The sequence below is a fragment of the Neobacillus sp. PS2-9 genome (assembly GCF_030915525.1).
GTDB lineage: Bacteria > Bacillota > Bacilli > Bacillales > Cytobacillaceae > Neobacillus.
The window spans coordinates 3,396,127-3,419,147 of sequence record NZ_CP133269.1; the positions used below are offsets into that span (position 1 = coordinate 3,396,127).

The following is a 23,021-nucleotide window of genomic DNA, read 5'->3' on the forward strand; positions in this document are numbered from 1 at the left end:
TACTTTTCTTCTGTTTCTATAGGATTCATTTCTTCTATTTTATATATTTACCCGTGTTTCTTTTATTTAATAGGCAGGTTGGGAATATTACAATAAGGTCATTGGCATTACTTTTTAAGACATGGGAGGAAAAATCTATGGGAATTGTGACGGGAGCAAAATTTCATTTATATAAAGAGAAAATATTTTCTCTTCAATTGCCGTTATCCGATCATGACCTATTAAATTCAACTTTCTTATTAGAAAGGGATGTACAGAAAAAATTAGAGGTCTATTACACCCCTTTTGATTACATAAATGAGCACGCAAAGGTGGTTCTAGCAGGCATTACACCTGGTCTCCATCAAATGAAAAAAGCGTATATAACTGTTATTGAAAATAGACATTTAGGTGACGAGGAACTACTTCATCAGGTCAAAAAAAGTGCCAGCTTTGAGGGATCAATGAGAAACAACCTTATTTCCATGCTTGATGAACTTGAATTGCCAAGGTATCTAGGAATTTCGTCTTCAAGCCATCTTTTTGGGGAATCAAGTCATCTTGTTTACACTACCTCCATTCTTCCGCATGCGGTATTTTACAATCATCAAAATTTTAACGGTTCAAGGCCCAATATTTTAAAAACTGACATGCTATTGGCATATGTAAACAATTATTTTATCAAAGAAATCTCAAAAATTGAAAATCCATTGATTATCCCTCTAGGTGTGAATGTTAGTAAAGTTCTTACTTATTTTTATAAAGAAAAACCTATTTTGAGAGGATTCCCTCATCCTTCAGGAAGTAACGGCCATCGGCACAGACAATTCCGCGAGAATAAAGAGGATATGAGAAGACAAATCGAGAATTATTTTACAGACCATTCGTTAGGAGTTTAGTAAATATGGAAAAAATCGCTGTCATTTCAGACATTCATGGAAATATCCCTGCACTAGAATCTGTGCTAATTGATATAGGTTCTAGAAACATTAAGAGAATTATTTGCCTAGGTGATTTAGTAGGCAAAGGCCCACAATCTAATATGGCAATACAACTAATTCAAAAGCATTGTGATCGTGTGATTAGAGGAAATTGGGATGATTTTTTTCCTAAACCCCAAGAATCGGACACAATTAAGTGGCATCAAAACCAATTACCAAAAAACCAAATGGATTATTTAAAAGACCTCCCCTTTTCTGTCGAGTTTATGATGAGTGGAAAACTAGTCAGAATGTTTCATGCTTCACCCAGAAGTGTGTATGAAAGAATACAGCCATGGGACTTACTCGAACGACGCTTAAGTATGTTCGAAAACACTGCATACACAGAAAATATAGCAGGAGAAAGGGAGCCGGATGTCGTTTGTTATGGAGATATTCATAATGCTTATCAGCAAAATATAAAAGGTAAAACTTTATGTAATGTCGGCAGCGTTGGTAATCCGCTTGATCTCACTCAAGCTTCCTATTCCATACTTGAGGGAGAATATAACCAAACTGAAAATGGAGTGTTTTCGATACATCTTGTTCGTGTTCCATATGATATAGAATTATCAATCCAATTAGCTAAAGAAGCGGCAATGCCCGAGCTTGAAGAATATATTCAGGAATTAACCACGGCAAAATATAGAGGGTTAAATAAGTAGAGGAGAAATCAATTTTTATAAGGCATGAATTCGAGTAAGTCTCGAACGCATGCCAAAGAGGGCTTCTAATCAGACGGGACTCAATTTTCGTGTTTATCACAAATCTAGCTGCCCCACTATTTTTGTCCCATGTACTTCACTTATTTTAAGCTTACTAGTAATAAAATGTAGGTTCTTGTCTGTAATTCCACCACCGGGCATAATAATTATTTTGTCTTTCGCATAGTCCACTAATTCTTTCAACCGGTTCAGGTTGTCTTCGATTGAACTAGATTCTGGCCCTCCGTGAGTTAAAATCCGTTTCACTCCATGTTTCGCAAGCCAATCAATAGCTTCAAATTGATATTCGGGTTTTATATGATCGAATGCCATATGAAAGGTAATATCAAGCCCTTTCGCAGAATCTAGCAAATGTAAAATGGACTCTTCATCAATCCAGCCTGACTCATTTAAACAACCAAAGACCACTCCGTCTGTTCCTAACTGTTTGAAATGGACAATATCATTTTGCATAATCCTAATTTCTTCTTTAGTATGTATAAAGTTTCCACCTCTTGGCCTTACCAAGGTCATGACCTTCGTATGGTGGAGGTGACAATATGTAATGGTTTTTGCAGCTACCCCATGACTAACCGTTGTGCCCCCTACAGCTAGGTTGTCACAAAGTTCAATGCGATTCCCCCCTCGCGCAATTGCCATAGGAACCCATGTGAAATTCTCAACACAAACTTCTTTAAGCATATAAACACACCTTTTTTGTTTGAGGATATTAATTAATATAATATCACAGCGTTGTTTCCCACACCGCAAACTCCACCGTAAAAAAACACACCCTCATAAAAATGAAAAGTGCGTTTATACTACATTATGAAAATCCTCGCATTTCTGACAAACAAATAGAACCATAGCCTGCTAAGTCTTCTAAATCTTTGCTATCAACGGAGGTTACTTGGGAAAAATACTTATCTTCATTAAAAATGACTTCATATGCTTGTTTTAATATATCTTTGCCAGCAATAACCACATTAGAATTTTTATTAAACGCAAGAGCCTTACTATTCTTAACTGCTTTTAATTCGTCTGATAACACTACTCCTAATAAGAAGTTTGCCTTTTGATTTACAGTTAAATCAGTAAATTGATCCATAATTCTGACGGTAAAAGTAAGCCTGCTTAGACCATATTGTTGACTATTTTTATACCCCTGAATAATCATATCTTTCTCAAGCTCGTCTGCAAAAGATTTCTCCAGGGCATTGGCAATAATAGTGTGATTTGTAATTACAGAGAGAATCTCGCCTGCAAGAGATGTTAAACACCCAGTTATTTTATTGTTCTCATCAATGGCAACATATTTTGAATGGGATCCAGGTAATACAATGACAGAAGGTCCTGAAAGATTTAAACGTCTGATTAATGCTATTGTCTCGACTTCTTCCCCCCGCATCATATCCATAGCTTCACAATTTTCCATGGTTATTTCCGAAACATTATTCTTTACTCCTGGGACAAACCAAATTTCTTTTTCCACAATGTCGGGAAGATATTGACTTATCATACCGTCTGCAACCTCTTGCATACCAACAGGTGCGGTTAGGTGTGGGACTTCAAAAACACCTACATTTGATGTAATCATGCCTGATGCTAGTATTTTAGTCACATCTCCTAACCTAAGCATGTTTGCTGATAAAACTTCATCAATACCTTCTTTTATGCTTGCTTTAAGGCGGGAATTGTTTCCATCCACAGCTGTATCACGAACGCCTACTTCTTTTGAAGTTTTATAGTGGGCTATATCATTTTTCCATAAAGTTATTCTCGTATTTGTGGTTCCTGTATCAATCGTTATAGTATACATTTAAATACACCTCTATTAGATACGGCCGAACTTATTTAATAACTCCTCAACAGTCGCACCTCGTAATATTTCCTCACGTGTAGCAATTTCTTTATCAGCTTGTTCACGAGCAATTGCATAAACTTTTTCTAAATCTTCGTACGGAACCACAGCAACACCAATTTCGTCCGCTACAATTAAATCTCCAGGGTTTACAATTACCCCTCCACAAGTAATTGGTACGTTAATTTCGATAGGTTCTTTTCTTCCGGAATAAGCGGTATGCGCTGCACGAGGACCACAGACTTTAGCAGTGACTGGAAAATCAAGCAATCTTGCTTCATCATTATCTCGGCAACTGCCATCTATAACGGCTCCAACTATTCCTGCATTTCTAGCAATTCCCGACATTAATCCCCCCCAGATGGAAGTTTCAGTTTCACCGAACGCATCAATAACTATCACATCACCTGGTTTTGCAATTTCAAATACACCTAAGCAATCAACAATATCTCCTGCAGTCAATTTCACCGTAATAGCTGGACCGATTATTTTTTTGTCTGCACCTTTTGGTTTCATATCATGACGCATTACGTTACTACGCTCCATTGCATCCCCAACCACACATGATAATGATAATACGTTATACATTTCACGGAATGGCGCAATTAATTTCTCATCAACATCTGGTCTAGGTTTAACTATATTTTTCATCTTTTATCCCTCCGAATTAAGTTTAATATTTAAGGTAAATTGTTCAGCTACACTTTTTATATGTTCATAGTTTCTATCTTTGATAGCTTCCTTATTTACTAAGCTCCCACTTACCCCTACCCCACGGACACCTAAATCCAAATACTCTTTAACATTTTCAGGAGTTATTCCCCCTACGGCTAGGAATGGGATATGTTCAAGTGGCTTCATTAGAGCAGTAATATAACTTTTACTAAGTTCACCAGCAGGGAATAATTTTACAAAGTCAGCACCTAAGCTATAAGCCAAAACAGCTTCGGTTGGAGTTAAGGCTCCTGGTATTGAAACTGCATTTAATGCAATTGTTTTTTTGATAACAATATCATCTACATTTGGTGAAATGATAAATTGTGCACCAGCCTCTACAGCTGCCTCCACTTCTCTTTCTGTTAAAACTGTACCAGCACCGACATATACTTGGTCACCGAAATATTCCACAATTTTCTTAATCTTGTTTGATGTATCTTCAATACAATTATCTTGTATATGATCAAAAGTAATCTCCAACAGTCTTATCCCACCATCAATCATGGCTTGAACCGTTCCTATTAAATCCTTTTCTTCAATTCCACGCATGATAGCGATAAGCTTATGATTATGTATTAATCTAGTAATCTCTAATTTGCCCATCTCTGACCACTTCTTTCTATTTCATTCGTATCTAAAGTGAAATAAGTATTTTCATGCAGTCTCCATTTGCAGCAAGCATCTCAAATGCTTGCTCTACTTTATCCAACTCAAATTCTTGTGTGATGATCTTATCAAAATTAAAATCCTGCTCGAGAAGTGAAATGGCTATGTCATAATCTTTCTTTGTATACACTCGAGTGCCTTTAATCGACAACTCCTTAAAAGTTAGATTTTGCAAATCCAGTGCGGCTGGATATTTATATGTTCCAACCAATACAATTTGTCCCTTAATTTTAGTAGCCTTTACAAGCTGTTCAGCTACTTTAGGATGAGCAGCACAGTCAAAAACTATATCCTTAGAAGATAAAAAGTTTGAATTTTCAGTTACTTTAAAACCTAATTCTTCTGCCAATTTTTTTCGGAAGGGGTTGACTTCCACAATAGAAATATCATTTGAACCAAAAAGCTTTAACACTATTGCAACACATAGACCAATTGGCCCCGCACCAAACACAGTAACAGTATCTCCTGATTTAAAGCATGACTCTCTGACAGAATGAACAGCAACAGCAAGTGGTTCAACCAAAGCTCCTCTTCTTAAGGACATCCCCTTTGGCAGGGGATAAACATCATCAGCTGGAACCATTACATACTCAGCCATTCCACCTGCTTCATCTATCCCTAGGAGACCTAATGATTCACAAACATGTGAATATCCTTGTTTACAGGGATCGCAGCCCCCACAGTTTAATAAAGGCATTGCTGTAACGAATGTGCCCGGAAGAAGTGTCGGATGCACGACCACTTCTCCCGAAAATTCATGACCAACAATTAACCACCTTTTTGCCCTTGGATGACTGCCAGCATAGATATTCATATCAGTACCACAAATACCACAAAAATGTACTTTTATTAGAGACCAACCCGGATTAATACTCGGCATCGGTACATGGTGCATAGAAATTTTTTTTTGCGATTCATAAACAGCAGCCTTCATCAGAACCATTAATACACCTTCCTTCACCTCAGAGAAAGTCGGATAAAATATCTTCTCTCACTTCATCGATATGCTGTTCCATTAAACTCTTGGCATCATTGACTCGGCGATCATACATTGCTTTGATAATTTCACGATGCATAGAAATTGCTCGATAAGGCCGCTCATGATTTATAGTCATTATTATACCGAACCATCGCACCTGAACTTCTAAAGACTTCATAATTGCAATTAAACGACTGTTATCAGAACGGCAAATTACCTTCTGATGAAAAACTCGATCTGATAGAAAAAAGGGTTCTAAATTTCCTTTTTTTAGTTCTAATTCCGCGATATCAGCTTCATCCAAAAATGCTTGGCATTCCTCTTTAGTGATTGTTTTAGTAGCATTTGCAATAGCAAGACTCTCCAAAGACTTTCGCACATCATAAACCTCTTGGATGTCTTTAGGTGTTGGTATACCGACATACGTACCTGAGCGGGGTTTAATTTCAATCAACTTATCGTGCTGCAGTCGATTCAAAGCGTCCCGTAATGGTGTTCTGCTTATGCCGAGTTCGACCATAAGCTGTTCATATTCTATCTTTGATCCAGGTTTTAAAATATTATTAATAATTTTTTCTCGTAAATGCACGTAAACTCTTTCATTTAAATTTAGATTGTCGAATAGTAATTTTTCTACCATTTATATACCTCTGTATCTTTAATTAATCCTTACCTCATACTTTACACAAGCTTGTATTATAACTTAACATCAGCATTTTTAATCTCTTTTTTAGTCTCCCAAAGTTTCTTAAGAATTGGCGTAAACAAGGTGAAGATTGATAGTAACAACAAAACAAGTGTGATAGGACGAGTGTAGAAAATGTCATAACTCCCGTTTGAAAGTGTCAATGCACGTCTAAATTGACTTTCTGCCATTGGCCCCAAGATAATAGCCAATACAATAGGTGAAGCTGGGAAATCAAATTTCTGCATATAATATCCAAGAACACCTGCAACTAACATTATAATAACATCAAACAAACTATTATTAATTGCATAAGAACCAACGACACATAACATTAGAATAACTGGTGTTAATATTGCCTTGGGAATCTCAGTCACCCTTGCAAAATATCGGGCTGCGAACAATCCAATAATAAGCATAATGATATAGCAAAGAATCATACCGCTAAATAACGTATAGACAAGATCAGCACTATCTTTAAATAGGAGAGGACCTGGTTGAAGTCCTTGAACCATAAGGGCCCCAAGCATAACAGCTGTTACCGAATCACCAGGTATACCAAGCGTCAATAAAGGTACAAGGGCTCCCCCTGTACAAGCATTGGCACCTGATTCACATGCAGCAACTCCCTCTAAACTCCCTTTACCAAACTCATCTTTCGTTTTGCTGAAACGTTTTGCCTCATTATAAGAAACAAACGAAGCAATATCTGCACCAGCACCAGGAATAATCCCAATAAATGTTCCCATTCCGGTTGAACGTAATATAGTAGGTAAGATTTTTTTAATATCTTGTCTTGAAATCCCAAAGTTTTCAATTTTGGCTTTAACATTTTCTTTAATATTCATCTCTTCTAACGATTTGAATGCCTCTGCTGCAGCGAATAATCCAATCATAATAGGTATAAAAGGAATTCCACTCATAATATCAGGTATTCCTCCAGTAAATCGTGGAAAACCTTGTATTGGATCAAGTCCAACAGTTGCAATAAGCAAACCGGCTGTGCCCGAAATTAGTCCCTTAACTAAAGATACACCAGATATGCTGGCAATAATACTAATTCCAAACAAAGCTAGCGCAAAAGATTCAGGCGCACTAAATTTCAAAGCAAAATTAGCAAGTATTGGTGCAAGAAACATTAGAATAAACACACTGATTGTTCCACCGGTAAATGACGAAACGGTTGCAACAGTTAGTGCTTTACCGGCTTTTCCTTTTTGTGTTAATGCATATCCATCAATCGCCGTTGCTGCAGCAGCTGGTGTACCTGGGGTTCGTAGTAGAATCGCCGTTATTGATCCCCCATAGATACCTCCAAAATAAACACCGGATAACAATAGCAGAGCAGGAGCTGGATCCATCCCAAAAGTCATTGGTAATAACAATGCCACTCCCATTGTGGCAGTAAGTCCTGGTAAAGCCCCTACAATAATTCCAACTACAACCCCAAGTATAGAAATTAATAGAATAGATGGTTGAGAAAATATACTCAAAAACCCTTGTCCAATTAAATCTAGCAAATAATCCACCTCCAACCTGTAATCTTATTCGAAGAATAGCCCCATTGGTAATGGAACCCTCAATAAACTGTCAAAACAAAAATACATGATTCCTGTAATAAACAAAGACCAAAAAACAAGATTTATTTTTTTTCGATATTGGTAATACCACATCATACCTGCAAGAAATAGTGGAGTAGCTATTACATATCCGATGTAAGTTACAAATAAGAAGTATAAGAATGTAAACACCATCGCAAGAACCGCTTTTTTCCATTCAGTTTTCTCAGGAGCATGCCCGACTTTGCTTAACGCTGAAAAAATTAAAATAAGGGATAATAAAATTAAAATACCGGAGAGAATTGCAGGAAAAAATCCAGCTCCTACATCTGGTCCCTGCGAATGTGGAAAACTTCTGCTTGTATAAATGATTAATCCAGCAAGTAATATAAGAGCTCCAGCAATCGATATGTCTACACGCTTCGCCATAACTTTCACCTCTTTAATAACTCAGTTCCAAGGAAGCTTACCACCTCCTTGGAACCAATCATTTTTATTGCTTTAGGTTTAGCTTTTCAATTAACTCTTTAAAACGACTAGAATCTTGTTTAATGACTTCGGAAAAGGCTGCATCATCTTGATATTTCAGGCCTAAATTCATTTTTTCTAGAACATCTTTAAACGACTTCTCCTCAACCGCTTTTTTTGTAGCTTCCTTCAGAATATCAACTACATCTTGAGGTGTGTCTTTTGGTACTGCGATCCCTCTCCAAGTGCCAATCGAAAGATCGATATTTTTCTCTTTTAAGGTTGGCACATCTTTGTATGCTTCAAGACGTTCGTCTGCCATTACCCCCAACATGCGTAATTTACCTGCCTTAACCTGAGCACTAACCTCTGCAGGACTAACTGTAACCGCTTCCACATGACCACCTAATAAAGCAGTTACAGCTGGAGCACCGCCCTCATATGGAATATGACTAAATTTAACACCTGTCTTGTCACCTAATGCTGCAGCAGCCAAATGCCAAATCGAACCACTTCCTGCATTCCCTACACGGACTTTTTCTGGATTCGCTTTTGCGTAATCAAGAAATTCTTCAAGTGTTTTCCATTTTGAATCTGCTCTGACCGTAATAGCAGACGGATCAGCATTTAATTGTGCTACTGGTTTTAAATCATCCGATTTAAATGAAGCTAATCCCAAATTAGGAAGAATTGCTAGTTCAACGGTAACCAAAGTTGCCTTATAACCATCTGGTTTTGCGTTTGCTCCATCAGCCATTCCGATAGCGCCACCGCCTCCCGTCTTATTAACAACGCCCATCGCTTCTGGCAAATGTTTCTTAGCTACATCGGCAAATGCACGAGCTACTGCATCTGTACCTCCTCCTGCAGCAAATGGAACAATTAGCTCAATTTGCTTCTTGGGATAATCACTTTTTTTACTTGCGGTGCTTGCGGAACCATTATTACTACAACCTATTAAACTAACAGACATAACTGAAGCAAGTATTAAACCTATCAATTTATTCTTCCTCTTCATGAGAGCCCTCCAGTAAGTTATTTGCTTAAAATTATTGATAAACTTTAATATTTTAGGTTTTCAATTGGAATATTATTTTCTTCACAATATTTATAGTAGAGGTTCATTTTACTAAACAAATCATCCTGATAAACTACTTTATCATTGTCATCTAAATATTGGATGATTCCCTCTAGAATAAAAAGTGTAATCATTTCCTCTTCCCCATCAACAACAAGTGTATGTATATCTCCAGGCGGCTCATATACAAAAGTTCCTGGTTTTGCTACCCATTCCCTTTCTAAATATCTCCATTGCCCTTGAAGTGTAAATGCCATTACCTTTCCTCCAGAATGACGATGTCTATTAACCGCACCACCTGGCTTTACTTTCAGTAAATTTATCCAGCTTCCAGTTGTCAAATCAAAGCGAACAGGTTTAAACCATACTCTTTCAGATTGTGGAATCCATGGAATGTTATTTAAGTCGATCGCCTGGTCATCTAGTTGAAATTGCTCCGTAAACTTGTTCAAATCCATATTTGTAATCATTGTGTTTCCTCCTTAGAATTTTTTATTATACAAGTTCTAATTGTGTTACTGGTGGATATAAGCATGGATCCCCTGCAAGGAGCCCGCCATCAACAGGTATAACAGCACCTGTTACGAAACTTGATTCTGGTGAAACAAGGAAGTTTACAACTGCTGCAACCTCCTCTGGGGTGCCAAACCTTCTTTGTGGAGTACGTGATAGTATTCTTTCTCTAAATGCGGGATTCTGCGTTGCACCTACCGCAAGAGGTGTTTCAATATATCCGGGGCTAACTGCATTGACACGAATATTGTATTGTGCCCATTCAACTGCAAGGCATTTTGTTACTTGAACAATACCTCCTTTGGATGCTGCATACGATAATAGATTCGTGCTGCCATAATGCGCAAGCATCGATGCAAAGTTCACAATGGCACCGTTTTCATTTTGAGCCATATACGGCTGTACTGCTTGGCACATATAAACGCTTCCTTGTAAATTAATACGTAAAATAGTATCCAACTCATCTGCAGCAACAGCTGCCGCAGGTGAACGGCGAATGATACCTGCACAATTCACAAGGACATTTACTGTTCCAAATGTATCGGCAATGTTCTTTACTACTTCTTTTGCCACACCTTGATTTGTTACATCCGCTTTATAAAATTTAACATTCTTACCTTGACTGACAAGATTCAGCTCTTGTTCCTCACCCTTTTCAGTCGATATGTCAACAATTGCTACAGCCATCCCATTATTAGCAAGCTGTTTAACTACTGCTAGTCCAAGTCCTGAGGCCCCTCCTGTAACAATTGCCACTTTACTATTATTCATTTTTACACCTCCGTTTGTAGTATTTAATATCTGATGCATCAGATATTAGATATATTTACATTGTAGAAATAGTGTTAACTATTGTCAATATACTTTTTAAAATTTTCTAAGTTTTCTTAATTTATTATCTAATAGATTATAGATGCTAGAAACTATGAATATATTTAATAAAGCTAAGTTCAATGCAAAATTTCTTCACACCAATACCATGCCCCTGAAAAGTAATATCCAAGTTGCTGAAGATCATTAAATCGAGCAATTTCAAAGCCCTAGCACATAGAAGAGCTCAAACACCTTACCCTGCTGACCGATATTTTTTTATTCTTTTCAAAAGGCTGTGTTAAAGAACAGTGTTGATTTATACACCCTGTTGATTGGAGCGGAAGGCACGAAGACTCCTGTGGGAGTACGGGTCAGGGGAGACCCCGCAGGCGCTTGCGCCGAGGAGGCTCGCCGAAACGCCCACGAACCGCTCGTGCCTCGAGCGGAAATCAACAGGCAAATTTAACAGAGCCTTTCAAAAAAAAGAGAAGTGCTTATAAAACACTTCTCCCACTACCTTTACTAATCACTTCAAGAGTCCCGTCATCTTGGAAACACTTCTTGCTGAGCTAGGTACTGTAACTTCATTTTTTCTGTTAAATCTCAACTTAATCGAACTTAAAATATGATACGTTGTTGGCACAATCACCAAGGTTAACAATGTTGACGTCAGCAACCCGGAAATAACGACAATCGCCAAAGATCTTGAGATCAATCCACCTTCACTTGACAGTGCTAAAGGCAGTAGCGCACCTATTGTCGCCAGCGCTGTCATCAATATTGGGCGTAGACGTGTCTTACCTGCCTCAAGCAAAGCTGCTTTGATTTCCATGCCCTTCTTTTCATTCTGCTTCACACGTTCCATTAGCACAATCGCATTTGTCACCACAATTCCGATTAACATGAGGAAGCCAACCAATGCTGGCATGCCGAGTGCTTGATTCGTCAGATATAAGCCCAACAATCCGCCAGAAAACAAGAATGGCAAGGAAGACAAGATTGACAGTGGCATTAACATATTTCCAAACGCGACAAGCATGACAATGAACACCAACACAACAGCTACAGCCATTGCAATCGTCATATTCGTAAACCCTTCATTCATCGCTTGCGCTTGACCTTCTGAATGATAGGTAATACCATCTGGTAAGTCTAACGATTTAAGACGCTTATCGACCTCTGCTTGCACACCAGAAGAATTATCCGTTGTGATCCGGCCGGAAACCTGCACATACTGTTGCTGATTTAATCGGTACAATGCGGATGGACTTGGCTGCTTCGTAAGTGTCGCCACATCTGATAGAGTGACTGGAACCCCTAGCGGTTTCATGATCGTTTGGCTCATGATATCCTGAATCGAATGGGCTGGGTCTCCCGCCAATAACAAATTAACACTGGTTGTTTTCCCATCTACTTGCATGTCACCCACATGATCGCCTGAAATTAACTGTCTAACGAAACCTGCAACCATAATAGGACTTAACCCTTTTTCTGCAGATTTTTGATCATCGATTTTCAATTGAAGCTGTTCCTTCACGCCAGAGAGGTTCGATTCGACATTTTCCAAACCATCAATATCTTTAATTTTATCTACAATCATTTTGCCAGCAGTTTCTAAATCTTTGGCATTTGAACCTTCGACCATTAATGCTAAACCGCTTGTTCCTACTATCCCCACAGGAGCGAGGGCCACTTTCATTTGATCATCCAGTTTCTCTACTTCTGTTTTCACCCTCTTTTCAAAATCACTGGTCTGTTCCTTCGTTATGTTATCGTTTAAATCAATGGAAAAACGAATATGTTCCCCATTTGCAATTGTTTGTACATTTTTAATTTGTTTTTCCTTAACAAGGACTTCTTCAACTTTGATAGCAAGTTCATTCGCTTTTTCCAATGAGGTACCAGCTGGTAAATCTCCAGTTAACCGGTAGGAAACGGCTTTTTCTTGTGGTAAAAAGTTCTTCGGGATCATGGGAACCAGTGCGAGCGATCCGGCAAACATCACTACTGCTATAACAATCGTGACCGCCCGTTTATTTAAGACCCATGTCAAGGTATGCTTATAGGCTTTTTCAAACCAACTTTCTTTCACTTCTTTATGTTTAATCTTCAGTAAGAATAATTTGGCCAACAACGGTACAACCGTTAGCGAAACAATCAAAGAAAACGCCAGCGCCACGATGACCGTGATGCCAAACGGTGCAAAGAAGCGGCCAATAATTCCTGGTACAAAGGAAAGTGGCCCGAATACGGCAATGGTTGTAAGTGTGGAGGAAGTAATCGCTCCTCCCACTTCTTTGGCTGCCGTTAACACCATTCGCTCATCACGTCTAGTGCTTGTTAAGGTTCGACGGTATACATTTTCAATGACCACAATCGAATCGTCAATGACCCGTCCGACAGCTACAGCGATTCCTGCCAGCGTCATCATGTTTAAGCTATAGTCCAAATATTTCATGGTGATCATAGAAGCCAATATAGATAATGGGATCGATAAGACGGCTACAATCGTTGCTCTCACATTTCTTAAAAATAAGAACGTCACAATTACAGCAAACAAGGTACCTAACAATACCTCACGCAGCATCCCATTGACAGACGTTTTGACTTCTTTGGAGGTATCGTATAATTTGGTTAATTTATAGCCGGAAGGAAGATCTAACGCATCCAGCTTTTCTTTTGCCTGTCCCACTACTTCTACCGTATTGGACCCTGCTTGTGCCTTCATTTCGACTAAAACAGCCGGCTTTTCGTTTAAGCGGGTATAAACGGTTTCCTTTTTATTGCTGTAGGAAACGTCGGCGATCTCTGACAAACTGACCTTTTGGAACCCCGTTGGCCCTTGAACCAAAATTTGAATATCCTTTACATCCTTTACCGAACCAAGCTTGAAATCAGCCTGAACATTTAACGTTTTATCTTCTACATTCATTTGACCAGCAGGAAAAGAAAAATGATGGGCTAAAATCGTTTGTTTGATGGTCTCATAAGTAATCCCGTAACTCTTCATCTTTTCCGGATCAAGTTTGATTGCTACTTGCTTTTCTGTTTCACCAGAAACCTCAATTGCACCTGCACCATCGATTCCTGACAAAGCTGGTTTAATGTGTTCATTAATATATTGTGTCAGATCAGATTGATTGGCTGTATCTGAAGAAAGAGCAAACTCAAATACTGGTGCAGCAGAAGGACCGTCCTTTAGAATTTGTGGTTTCTCAGCACCTTCCGGCAGCTTGATTGAAGCAACAGCTGTGGTTACATCTTTCTCGGCTTCATCCATGTCCTTGCTCATCTCAAACTCGAGAATTCCCACAACTACGTTACTGTGTGCTTCAATATAGAGATTATCCAGTTTCTTGATTCCCGACAAGGTCGTTTCCAATGGCTTCCCTATATCCTCTAACCCTTGTTCCGGGGTAGCTCCCACATATGGAACCTGTACGATGATATACGGAATGTCGACATTCGGCATCGACTCCATCTTCATCGTTTTGACGGAATAAATACCTCCCGCGATCACCATTAACATAGCAATAAAAATAACCCCTGCGTTCTTTAAAGAAAATTTAATCCACGACTGCATAACTTCTTTCCCCTCCGGTATTCGTTTTTTCCATTTGCTTATCTCTTGATTTCCTTTTTCATTATAGGCTTTCCACCCAACTTCCAGCCTCGGGCGGTTGTTGTAAAATGGTCTACGACCTGAGACCTAGAAATGTTTTCCAATCTCGAAAAACCATCAGATGAGTAGACGGGAAAGTGTGAAGAAGGGTTTCATAAACAATATGTATTTTTCCGAACATACAAAAAAAGCTGCTCAGCAGTGTGAGTAGCTCTTAATTAATGGCTCATTTCTTAGACATTGATGCTTTTGTCTACCTTTTTTAAGGTTCGGTCTAATAAATAGGCGGAGAAATTCCGCCTATTTGGAAAACTGGACGTAAATTAGCTCAAATAGACGGAGATATTCCGCTTATTTGATTGTAAAATGCAAATATAGGGCACTTTTCTTTGAATAAGCGGAAATACTCAGTCAAGCCCATTATTATGTGTAAATTCATTCCTCATGAAAAGCAATGTTAAGCAGATGATTTATTTTTGGTGTACTGGAAGGGGGTACCCCCTTCCAGTACACCAAAAATTCGCGCTTCGGGTCGCTATTTTTTCTCTTCTTTGTCCTGAATTATTCTTCTTCCTACTTCCTCGGCATAGTCCATTAAGACCGCTCCAATTAATCTGAAAGCTGACTGTGTATTAGGAAATATTCTAATTACCCTCTCTCTTCTCCGGACTTCCTCATTGATTCTTTCTAACGAGTTTGTACTTCGAATATGCTTATGATATTTTGGTTTCTCATTCAAGTATTGAATGGCATCTTCGAAGCCTTCCTCTAATATTTCTATGGCCTTGTCTAATTTTGAATTGCCACTAAATTGCTCAATGAACTCTTTCTTATATTTTCTGGCTTCCTCTACGGTCGCTACTTCAAATATTCTCTTTAACCCGATTTTGACTTCATCCATACCCTTTTTAGGCATATGGGTTATGATATTCTTTTTGAAGTGTACCGTACATCTTTGCCAGGCAGATCCTACAAACTCCGTTCCGATGGCAGCTTTTAACCCTTTGTGTGCATCAGAAATGATTAGCTTAGGTGATTGTAGACCTCTAGACTGTAAGTATTGGAAGAAACGCTGCCAAGCTTCAGTACTCTCTTTATGATCTACTCTCAAACCAAGAATTTCACGCCTATTGTTCTCGTCAACAGCCGTTGCGATATAAACAGCTTTAGATACGACACGGTTATGTTCTCTTACTTTGATATACATGGCATCTGCAAAGATATATGGGTAGTACATTGTGTTCAGGGGCCGACTTGCCCATTGATTCACTACAGGATCTAGCTTTTCTGTAAGAGTGGATACAAATGATTTAGAGACCTTATTCCCACAGAGTTGTTCCACAATATTGGAAACCTTTCTTGTGGAAACCCCATTCACCACCATTTCAAGCATAGCTAATACAAATGATTGGTCACAACGGGCATATTGTTCAAACACTGTAGTTGAAAACTCTCCACTACGAGTACGAGGTACTCTAAGCGTAATTTTTCCAATGCTAAATAATAAATCACGATCATAATATCCATTGCGGTAGTCACGACGTAAGCTTGAACGTTCGTAAGAACCGGCTTGTAAGAACTCATCGCGTTCTTTTTCCATAACAGAGTTTAATACAAGGACAATAGAAGCTTTGATGACAGCGTCTATATCAGAGTTCATAACAGAATCTTTTAAATCATCAATATTTAGGTTAAACTGTATTTGAGTCATAATTAATTCCTCCACATTGTTTTCGTCGCTGATAACATTGTAGCCATGAGGAATTAATTTGACTCATTTTCTTTTTACACAATTATATGGACTTAATCAAATACTCCGCTTATCTACTCCAAAATGAGCTCGATTTTGCAAATAACCGGAAAAACTCCGCTTACTGATTACTCTTCTAAGGGGCAATCCAATTAGCCAGCTTTTTCGCAGTGTAGCTCAGATTCTAAATGATTAAACCTCCGCTTTTATACCATAACAACAATGTTTTAGTAAACAGCCTAGAATATTCCAGCATCGAACTCTTAATTTATTTCATTACCTTATCTTTAGAAAGAGCATGTTTAAATTGTTCGATCAATATAGGAACGATCTCAAAAGCATCGCCCACAATTCCATAATGACAGTTTTGAAAAATAGGGGCTTCTTTGTCCTTATTAATGGCAATAATCAAACCGGAATTTTTCATTCCCACAATATGTTGAATGGCACCAGAAATTCCTATTGCAAAATATATTTTTGGCGTTACCGTCACACCGGTTTGCCCTACCTGATGAGCGTGGTCAATCCAGCCCGCTTCTACTACATCCCTACTGGCACCAACCGCTCCACCAAGCGTTTCCGCCAATTGGTGTATTAGCTGAAATCCCTCGTAGCTCCCTAAGCCTTTTCCACCTGCCACAATGATGTCCGCTTCGTCGATTCTTACTTTCTTAACCGTCTCCTTTACAATTTCCAAGACTTTTGTCCGGATGTCTTCCTCTTGTAGCGAAATTGTTTCTTCGACGATCTTGCCTGTTCTCCCCGACTCCGGCGTCAGCGCCTTCATGACTTTGGCGCGTACTGTCGCCATTTGTGGCCGATATTTTTTACAAAGGATGGTCGCCATAATATTTCCGCCAAACGCTGGCCGGCTCGCCAAAAGTAACCCCGTTTCCTCTTCGACATCCAACTCCGTCGTATCCGCCGTCAAACCTGTTGGCAGATCTGTTGCTACCGCGCTTGCCAAGTCTTTTCCAGTTGAAGTAGCACCGTAGAGGATAATTTCTGGTTTATGTTTATCACTGCATTCCAATAGCGCCTTCATGTAGGTCTCAGTCCGATAATGTTTAAAGATGGGTTGATCATACACATAAACTGTATCAGCACCATATTCAAATACGGTTTTTGTTAAATGCTTAACATTCTCCCCGATTAAAATACCCGCTAATTCCACTCCCCGTTTGTCTGCCAACTTTCTTCCTGCACCCAAAAGTTCAAGCGAAACAGAAGCAACCATGTCATCCTTTTGTTCAATGAATACCCAAACACCTTTGTAATCCTTGAAGTCCAATTACATGCCCTCCTTTGTTTCGAACAGTTCTTTCTTTTCAAGCAGGACAGAAAGTAATTGCTCTACTTGGGCCGTTGGGTTGCCTTCAAGAAATGTTCCTCCTGCCGGTTTTTGCGGTGCCCAAACTTTGGAGACAATCGTTGGAGACCCCTTCAATCCAAGCTGCTTTATATCTACACCTTCCAGGTCATCAACAGACCAAATATGAGGTTTATATCTGGCAGCTTTTATCATGTTAGGAAACGGAGAGTACGGCACGTCATTGATAGTTTTTTCAACAGAAAACAAACACGGTAAGGCTGACCTGACGACTTCATATCCATCCTCCAGCTTGCGATGAACAATGGCATATCCCTCTTCTTGATTGATTTCCACGACTTTATTCACAGAAGTCAGTGGTGGAATATCGAGCCTTCTTGCGATTCCGGGTCCGACTTGCCCGGTATCTCCATCGATGGACATTTTTCCACAAATGATTAAATCTACGGGTTTTTGTTTTGCTATTTTTTCAATAGCCTTTGTAACGGCATAGCTCGTTGCCAATGTATCGGCACCCGCAAACCGGCGGTCGGTAATTAAATAGCCTTCATCGGCGCCGATTTCAATACACTTCTTTATCGCGGTAACCGCTGGAGGCGGACCCATGGTAACAACAGATACGGTCCCCCCATATCTTTGCTTTAAACGAACCGCCTCTTCAACAGCATGGGCATCATACGGATTCAATATCGCAGGTGCTGTTCTACGGTCCATCGTATTTGTTTTTGGATTCATCTTAATGATTTTGGTGTCAGGCACTTGCTTGATACAGGCTACAATATGCAGCATTTAACCCCTCCCTTTTAATAAAGCAAATAATCCTTTACTTACCACGATATGAATCTTGCCGGATGTTTTTCGCTAAAAAGCCTTTTTACGCCCGTTTACTTTAACTTTATTAAAAGAGATGTCCTTACATTCTAATTTTCTGACAAATATCTATGTAAATGTTGCAGATGAAATGCCAGACACATGAAAAAAGAAGCTGCCGTATTGTTTTGGCAACTTCTTTAGTACTGTTTATTAACCATTATAGTTTTGCCTGTTTAAAGGTATCTCCACCCTCAATGGTGCCATTTTCAAATCCTTTATTAAACCATCGCTTTCTTTGTTCAGACGTTCCATGTGTAAAGCTTTCAGGAACTACATAGCCCTGTGCTTTTTTCTGAATATTATCATCACCAACTGCGTTTGCTGCATTCAGTGCCTCTTCAAGGTCCCCTTTTTCAAGGTAACCCTTCCCTTTGGCATCGTGTGCCCAAACACCCGCCAAGTAGTCAGCCTGCAATTCAAAACGGACAGAGTATTCATTGGAACGTTTTTGGCTTGCTGAAGCACTGTCTCCCATATTCAAAAGGGTCTGGACGTGGTGGCCTACTTCATGAGCAATGACGTACGCCATTGCAAAGTCACCAGGTGCTTGGAATCTTTGTTTCAGCTCCTCATAAAAACTTAGGTCAATGTAAAGCTTATGGTCACCAGGACAATAAAACGGTCCAACAGCCGAACTGGCAGTTCCACAGGCTGACTGAACACTGTTCCTATACAAAACTAGCGTAGGGTTTTCGTATGTTAGCCCTTTTTCCTGAAATTTCTCTGACCAAACATCCTCCGTATCGGCAAGGACAACAGAAACAAAGTCCGCCAATTCTTTCTCCTGAGTTGATTCTTGATAAGGAGCGCTAGTATCTGAGCCTAGATTCGATGGACTATTATTTATTAAATCTCCGGGGTTACCACCGAGCAGTGTAAAGAGGAGAACGATAATGATACTGCCAATACCTCCTCCTATCACGGTTTTCCCTCCCATACCCATACCTCTGCGATCTTCAACGTTTGCGCTTTGCCGTCTTCCTTTCCATTGCATCTTTTTACCTCCCTAAAAATTACTGATAGAGTATAATCAATCAGTTATCTATTTCCATAATGTTATACCCATCTAAAAGGGGAATAAAAATAGCTATTTATTGGAAGTGGTTTCTTGAACTTCTTGTTTCACACATTTTATTAGTTCTCAATTTAAAAGGCATAAAAAAATCCACCTCTCCAAAAAGAAAAAGTGGATGTATTCTTATAGAAATAATGACTTTGATAATAAATTGTATACCTAAAACAATGAAAGCCCTACCTCTCTTTCATCCTTACGGCTCCTTGTCCGTGCCAGTGTGAATCAGGATTGCAAAAATCAAGTGACTATTTTATCGAGTTATTTGTTGAAACTTCAAACGTTCGTAAAAGAAATTTAAATAATAAATTGGATTAGGTTGTAGATTTAACAAAAGAGGTTGATGCTCTAAAAGTGAGTTGAAGAAGCTGAATGTCTTTGAAGTGATTTACTTTTACTAATAATCATATTCCCAAAAAGTTAAGGATATTTTTAGAAAATACAATACATTAACTTTAATTAACCTTAACAGAAACTTTTTATTTGATTTTCAGTGATTCCTTTAATTAATCCCAGTTCACTCATCAAAAATCCATGTGCGTTATCCAACATTGTTTTTTCGCTTGAATTAAGTGCTTTTTCTTTCTTCATACGCATTAAATCACGTACAACTTCAGCACCTTCTTGTATTTTACCCGTTTTTACTTTGTCGGTGTTCAATTTATACCTTTGTTTCCACGGCAGTAATCGATCTGATTCTCCATGCTGAAAAATGTGTATGATGTGTTTTAATGCAATTATGTCAGTAACTGGACGTATACTTGAACTCAAAATTTTCCCCGCAGGAATCATGACTTGCATATTACTTATTAACATTTTTATAACATAATACTGTTGTTTTACCCCTGAGATTTCCTTTTCTTCTATGGCTTTAATTACACCTGCTCCGTGCATTGGATAAACAATGTTATCGCCAATTTGAAACAAATAATCCACCTCCATATTTGGTAACCTTCTTAAGCCTAACACATATAATAATTTTTATCAAATTTTCTATAATATCATAAATTTATTTTAAGCGTCAACTACTTTTTCTTCAAAAATCAAAAAAAAGTAAAAACAATAGGAATCCCTGTCGTATTACCAATAAAGGGAAGGTTTATTTTCCCGCATAGATTCTGAAACCTTAGCAGCTATTAGAATATAAACTTTCACTTTTGGAAATATAATGATGACTATTTACATCCTTCAATCGAGAATGGAGTGAGAAAAATGAAAGATTTACATTCAATCGAAGAGGTAGACCATTTTGTAAATGATCATCAACTTAGTTTTATATATGTATTAAACCAGAGTTGAAGCGTTTGTCACGCTATACTTCCTCAGGTTGAGGAAGTTATAAAGGAGTTTAGGCAGATTCATTTTGGGATTATTGATGCAGATGAGGCAACAGAAATAGCCGGACACTTTGGGATTTTCACTGTCCCGGTTCTCCTATTGTTTGTCCACGGAAAAGAATACTTGAGAGAAGCACGAATAGTCCATCTAAATCTCTTTCAGAAGAAAATAAAAAGAATTTATGAGTCAGTGCTAAATTAAAATACTGAAACTTTCACTTAAGTTGATTAACCGTAAAAATACAATTCCCCCCCAAAAAACACTTGCATATTTACGGTTAATCTCAATTTGTTAAATTGTTTACAAAAACGATAGTTTATTATCTGTTTAAACCACATAAACCGCACAAACATCTCACACATTGAGAAGCTTTGTTTTCGCGACCGTCTCGTTGTTACAATTCTTCCATGATCCTTTACGCATACAAAAAAACTCCAAATATACTTATTTGAAGGCTCTGAACAAACACAGTTTTGGGTTCTCGGTCAACCACAGTTCAGTTCAAAATGAGCAAAAGACTGTGGAGATAGGAAGTTATGTAATTGATTGAAAATCTATTTTGGCGGGACTGCGTGGGAATCGAACCCACCAGACCTGGCACGCAGGTCTCAAGCAGTTTTGAAGTTTGCTAGCATCTGTTTTTCTAGTATCTCGAGGTACCTTAAAGTATTGATAAATCAAGGTTTCTTGTTTGGTAGTGTTTTTTGGTGATTGATGATTTTAAAAATTTGGGCACCAAGCATGGCACCTAAACAGCCCAAATTGATAAAAGATAACTCAACCCTGTCAAGGTTGTTAACTATATCTGATTATAACAGATTGTATTTGAAATCATGGATTTAATAGGGTTTTATTTTCTCAAGATACAATTTAATAAGGTGTAATTGGTGGCAGAATGTATAATTTTTCCACCAACTTGCCACCAACCACCATAGAAAGCTAATTTAAAAACACCCCCATAAAAGAGAGTGTTTTGCCTTAAAATACTAATTCTTTACTTTTTTTTTCCTCAGAATCAGTTATGTCCAATATTTTTTCTATCTCTTGCTGTAAAGTAGAGGCGGTTTTATAGTTATTGTTTCGCTGGTTCAATTCCATTAAGGTAGAAAATACAAAAATTTTGTTTTCAGGTTTTATACTCATCCATTTGTAATTTGAATCGATTATTATTGAGGTTGCTTCGCTAGAAGATACTCCTTCACCTTGAAGTTCTGACCATTCTTCAAGAATCCACTCGCATGCTTCTTCTTCAGATAAGTTATTTAATTCTTTCTCTAGGTCAAAGCCATCTACAAAAGCAATTAATAATTCTTGTGCCCTATCCATGACCAAACCTCCTTTTATGGTTAATTATAATCCAATTCATAACATATAATCAATTCAATACCCGGAAAATTTTCTAAAAATTGAAATATTTCATAATCACAACTCAAACATGGTTCGAATTCCGTATACAAAGTCACTTCCCCTACCGAAAAAGGTTCTAAGATTTCAGCTAATCTTTCTAAAAGCTTAGCTTCTGAATCTCCTAACCTAGGATGGGAATAACTGCAACTTTCAATTTCCTTTGTTTTAGACACATTAATATGTTTAAAGGCTCTTCCTCCCGGCTTCAATTCAACAAACCCATATTCATTGAGCGGATGCAAAAATTTATGTCTTGTTGAAACTTTACTATGAGCAATAAAATGCCCCGACTCCCATTTATTAGAGCCTTTTATTTTGTAAATTTTATATTCAAGGTATGCTAAGTTATGTTGCATTGTAATTTTTTTGATTTGCTTCTGATCAGTTATTGCTTTATCGAAAATTGCCCTTTTTAAAATTATATCCCTTAAATCAAGAGCATTTTTCTTTATATCAGGTGTTTCACCATTCTTAATCTGAATTCTCCTACTACCCACTATTTACTATCCCCCTAAAAAGCTGCTAATAAACATTTTGATTATAATTTTATCACTTGTTTTGGCTAATATCACCACTATTGTCAGAGTTTATTGTAAAAAATTATATTAAAACAATATATTTTGTCAA

22 protein-coding genes are annotated in these 23,021 nt (G+C 38.1%); 3 read left to right on the forward strand and 19 right to left on the reverse strand.

Features of this window, described 5'->3' with window-relative positions; all coding sequences use genetic code 11:
- Positions 1-137 precede the first annotated feature (137 nt).
- Positions 138-878: a uracil-DNA glycosylase family protein gene (locus RCG25_RS17105; protein ID WP_308080028.1), complete on the forward strand. Its 741-nt coding sequence runs from the start codon at positions 138-140 to the stop codon at positions 876-878.
- A 5-nt stretch (positions 879-883) separates the two neighbouring features.
- Positions 884-1,624, forward strand: a complete 741-nt coding sequence (locus RCG25_RS17110; RefSeq protein WP_308080029.1) for a metallophosphoesterase family protein — start codon at positions 884-886, stop codon at positions 1,622-1,624.
- 96 nt (positions 1,625-1,720) lie between these two features.
- Here the strand turns inward: RCG25_RS17110 and RCG25_RS17115 are convergent, their stop codons facing one another.
- The 17 genes from RCG25_RS17115 to RCG25_RS17195 all read right to left on the reverse strand — a co-directional run bounded on the left by RCG25_RS17115 (position 1,721) and on the right by RCG25_RS17195 (position 20,591).
- Entirely contained in the window at positions 1,721-2,365 is a 645-nt protein-coding gene (locus RCG25_RS17115; protein WP_308080030.1) for a copper homeostasis protein CutC, read from the reverse strand.
- A 124-nt stretch (positions 2,366-2,489) separates the two neighbouring features.
- Positions 2,490-3,482 (reverse strand): 2-dehydro-3-deoxygalactonokinase, encoded by a 993-nt coding sequence (locus RCG25_RS17120; RefSeq protein ID WP_308080031.1) that lies wholly within the window; start codon positions 3,480-3,482, stop codon positions 2,490-2,492.
- A gap of 15 nt (positions 3,483-3,497) precedes the next feature.
- Positions 3,498-4,175, reverse strand: coding sequence for an RraA family protein (locus tag RCG25_RS17125; protein WP_308080032.1), 678 nt, complete (start codon positions 4,173-4,175; stop codon positions 3,498-3,500).
- A gap of 3 nt (positions 4,176-4,178) precedes the next feature.
- Complete coding sequence (locus RCG25_RS17130; RefSeq protein ID WP_308080033.1) at positions 4,179-4,844, reverse strand: bifunctional 4-hydroxy-2-oxoglutarate aldolase/2-dehydro-3-deoxy-phosphogluconate aldolase; 666 nt, start codon at positions 4,842-4,844, stop codon at positions 4,179-4,181.
- A 31-nt stretch (positions 4,845-4,875) separates the two neighbouring features.
- Positions 4,876-5,850 (reverse strand): zinc-dependent alcohol dehydrogenase, encoded by a 975-nt coding sequence (locus RCG25_RS17135; RefSeq protein WP_308080034.1) that lies wholly within the window; start codon positions 5,848-5,850, stop codon positions 4,876-4,878.
- A gap of 19 nt (positions 5,851-5,869) precedes the next feature.
- Positions 5,870-6,526 (reverse strand): GntR family transcriptional regulator, encoded by a 657-nt coding sequence (locus RCG25_RS17140; RefSeq protein ID WP_308080035.1) that lies wholly within the window; start codon positions 6,524-6,526, stop codon positions 5,870-5,872.
- A gap of 56 nt (positions 6,527-6,582) precedes the next feature.
- Positions 6,583-8,091: a tripartite tricarboxylate transporter permease gene (locus tag RCG25_RS17145; RefSeq protein ID WP_308080036.1), complete on the reverse strand. Its 1,509-nt coding sequence runs from the start codon at positions 8,089-8,091 to the stop codon at positions 6,583-6,585.
- Positions 8,092-8,115: 24 nt separating this feature from the next.
- Positions 8,116-8,559 carry a tripartite tricarboxylate transporter TctB family protein gene (locus RCG25_RS17150; RefSeq protein ID WP_308080037.1) on the reverse strand — a complete coding sequence of 148 codons (444 nt, stop codon included), beginning with the start codon at positions 8,557-8,559 and terminating at the stop codon, positions 8,116-8,118.
- 64 nt (positions 8,560-8,623) lie between these two features.
- The gene (locus tag RCG25_RS17155; RefSeq protein ID WP_308080038.1) at positions 8,624-9,616 is read right to left on the reverse strand and encodes a tripartite tricarboxylate transporter substrate binding protein; all 993 of its coding nucleotides are present in this window, start codon (positions 9,614-9,616) and stop codon (positions 8,624-8,626) included.
- 44 nt (positions 9,617-9,660) lie between these two features.
- The gene (locus RCG25_RS17160; RefSeq protein ID WP_308080039.1) at positions 9,661-10,146 is read right to left on the reverse strand and encodes a 2,4'-dihydroxyacetophenone dioxygenase family protein; all 486 of its coding nucleotides are present in this window, start codon (positions 10,144-10,146) and stop codon (positions 9,661-9,663) included.
- Between the two features lie 25 nt (positions 10,147-10,171).
- Entirely contained in the window at positions 10,172-10,960 is a 789-nt protein-coding gene (locus RCG25_RS17165) for an SDR family NAD(P)-dependent oxidoreductase (RefSeq protein WP_308080040.1), read from the reverse strand.
- 568 nt (positions 10,961-11,528) lie between these two features.
- Positions 11,529-14,585 (reverse strand): efflux RND transporter permease subunit, encoded by a 3,057-nt coding sequence (locus RCG25_RS17170; protein ID WP_308080041.1) that lies wholly within the window; start codon positions 14,583-14,585, stop codon positions 11,529-11,531.
- 574 nt (positions 14,586-15,159) lie between these two features.
- Complete coding sequence (locus RCG25_RS17175) at positions 15,160-16,335, reverse strand: IS256 family transposase (RefSeq protein ID WP_308079908.1); 1,176 nt, start codon at positions 16,333-16,335, stop codon at positions 15,160-15,162.
- Positions 16,336-16,642: 307 nt separating this feature from the next.
- Positions 16,643-17,665 (reverse strand): electron transfer flavoprotein subunit alpha/FixB family protein, encoded by a 1,023-nt coding sequence (locus tag RCG25_RS17180; RefSeq protein WP_308080042.1) that lies wholly within the window; start codon positions 17,663-17,665, stop codon positions 16,643-16,645.
- Positions 17,666-18,493, reverse strand: coding sequence for an electron transfer flavoprotein subunit beta/FixA family protein (locus RCG25_RS17185; RefSeq protein WP_308080043.1), 828 nt, complete (start codon positions 18,491-18,493; stop codon positions 17,666-17,668). It lies immediately after the preceding gene.
- A gap of 241 nt (positions 18,494-18,734) precedes the next feature.
- Positions 18,735-19,571 (reverse strand): KPN_02809 family neutral zinc metallopeptidase, encoded by an 837-nt coding sequence (locus RCG25_RS17190; protein WP_308080044.1) that lies wholly within the window; start codon positions 19,569-19,571, stop codon positions 18,735-18,737.
- Positions 19,572-20,114: 543 nt separating this feature from the next.
- Entirely contained in the window at positions 20,115-20,591 is a 477-nt protein-coding gene (locus tag RCG25_RS17195; RefSeq protein ID WP_308080045.1) for a CarD family transcriptional regulator, read from the reverse strand.
- A 372-nt stretch (positions 20,592-20,963) separates the two neighbouring features.
- On the opposite strand from RCG25_RS17195, the gene RCG25_RS17200 reads away from it, so the two are divergent.
- Complete coding sequence (locus RCG25_RS17200) at positions 20,964-21,188, forward strand: thioredoxin family protein (protein ID WP_308084210.1); 225 nt, start codon at positions 20,964-20,966, stop codon at positions 21,186-21,188.
- A gap of 777 nt (positions 21,189-21,965) precedes the next feature.
- On the opposite strand, the gene RCG25_RS17205 is transcribed toward RCG25_RS17200, so the two are convergent.
- Positions 21,966-22,313 (reverse strand): hypothetical protein, encoded by a 348-nt coding sequence (locus RCG25_RS17205; RefSeq protein ID WP_308080046.1) that lies wholly within the window; start codon positions 22,311-22,313, stop codon positions 21,966-21,968.
- Positions 22,314-22,333: 20 nt separating this feature from the next.
- Positions 22,334-22,891, reverse strand: a complete 558-nt coding sequence (locus tag RCG25_RS17210; RefSeq protein ID WP_308080047.1) for a deaminase domain-containing protein — start codon at positions 22,889-22,891, stop codon at positions 22,334-22,336.
- Positions 22,892-23,021 lie beyond the last annotated feature (130 nt).

Coding starts and splice junctions, on each gene's coding strand:
- RCG25_RS17130 (WP_308080033.1), bottom strand. CDS start 4,844: ATGGGCAAATTAGAGATTACTAGATTAATACATAATCATAAGCTTATC.
- RCG25_RS17105 (WP_308080028.1), top strand. CDS start 138: ATGGGAATTGTGACGGGAGCAAAATTTCATTTATATAAAGAGAAAATA.
- RCG25_RS17190 (WP_308080044.1), bottom strand. CDS start 19,571: ATGCAATGGAAAGGAAGACGGCAAAGCGCAAACGTTGAAGATCGCAGA.
- RCG25_RS17125 (WP_308080032.1), bottom strand. CDS start 4,175: ATGAAAAATATAGTTAAACCTAGACCAGATGTTGATGAGAAATTAATT.
- RCG25_RS17155 (WP_308080038.1), bottom strand. CDS start 9,616: ATGAAGAGGAAGAATAAATTGATAGGTTTAATACTTGCTTCAGTTATG.
- RCG25_RS17165 (WP_308080040.1), bottom strand. CDS start 10,960: ATGAATAATAGTAAAGTGGCAATTGTTACAGGAGGGGCCTCAGGACTT.
- RCG25_RS17205 (WP_308080046.1), bottom strand. CDS start 22,313: ATGGATAGGGCACAAGAATTATTAATTGCTTTTGTAGATGGCTTTGAC.
- RCG25_RS17115 (WP_308080030.1), bottom strand. CDS start 2,365: ATGCTTAAAGAAGTTTGTGTTGAGAATTTCACATGGGTTCCTATGGCA.
- RCG25_RS17185 (WP_308080043.1), bottom strand. CDS start 18,493: ATGCTGCATATTGTAGCCTGTATCAAGCAAGTGCCTGACACCAAAATC.
- RCG25_RS17150 (WP_308080037.1), bottom strand. CDS start 8,559: ATGGCGAAGCGTGTAGACATATCGATTGCTGGAGCTCTTATATTACTT.
- RCG25_RS17120 (WP_308080031.1), bottom strand. CDS start 3,482: ATGTATACTATAACGATTGATACAGGAACCACAAATACGAGAATAACT.
- RCG25_RS17175 (WP_308079908.1), bottom strand. CDS start 16,335: ATGACTCAAATACAGTTTAACCTAAATATTGATGATTTAAAAGATTCT.
- RCG25_RS17140 (WP_308080035.1), bottom strand. CDS start 6,526: ATGGTAGAAAAATTACTATTCGACAATCTAAATTTAAATGAAAGAGTT.
- RCG25_RS17170 (WP_308080041.1), bottom strand. CDS start 14,585: ATGCAGTCGTGGATTAAATTTTCTTTAAAGAACGCAGGGGTTATTTTT.
- RCG25_RS17135 (WP_308080034.1), bottom strand. CDS start 5,850: ATGGTTCTGATGAAGGCTGCTGTTTATGAATCGCAAAAAAAAATTTCT.
- RCG25_RS17195 (WP_308080045.1), bottom strand. CDS start 20,591: ATGGAGGTGGATTATTTGTTTCAAATTGGCGATAACATTGTTTATCCA.
- RCG25_RS17110 (WP_308080029.1), top strand. CDS start 884: ATGGAAAAAATCGCTGTCATTTCAGACATTCATGGAAATATCCCTGCA.
- RCG25_RS17160 (WP_308080039.1), bottom strand. CDS start 10,146: ATGATTACAAATATGGATTTGAACAAGTTTACGGAGCAATTTCAACTA.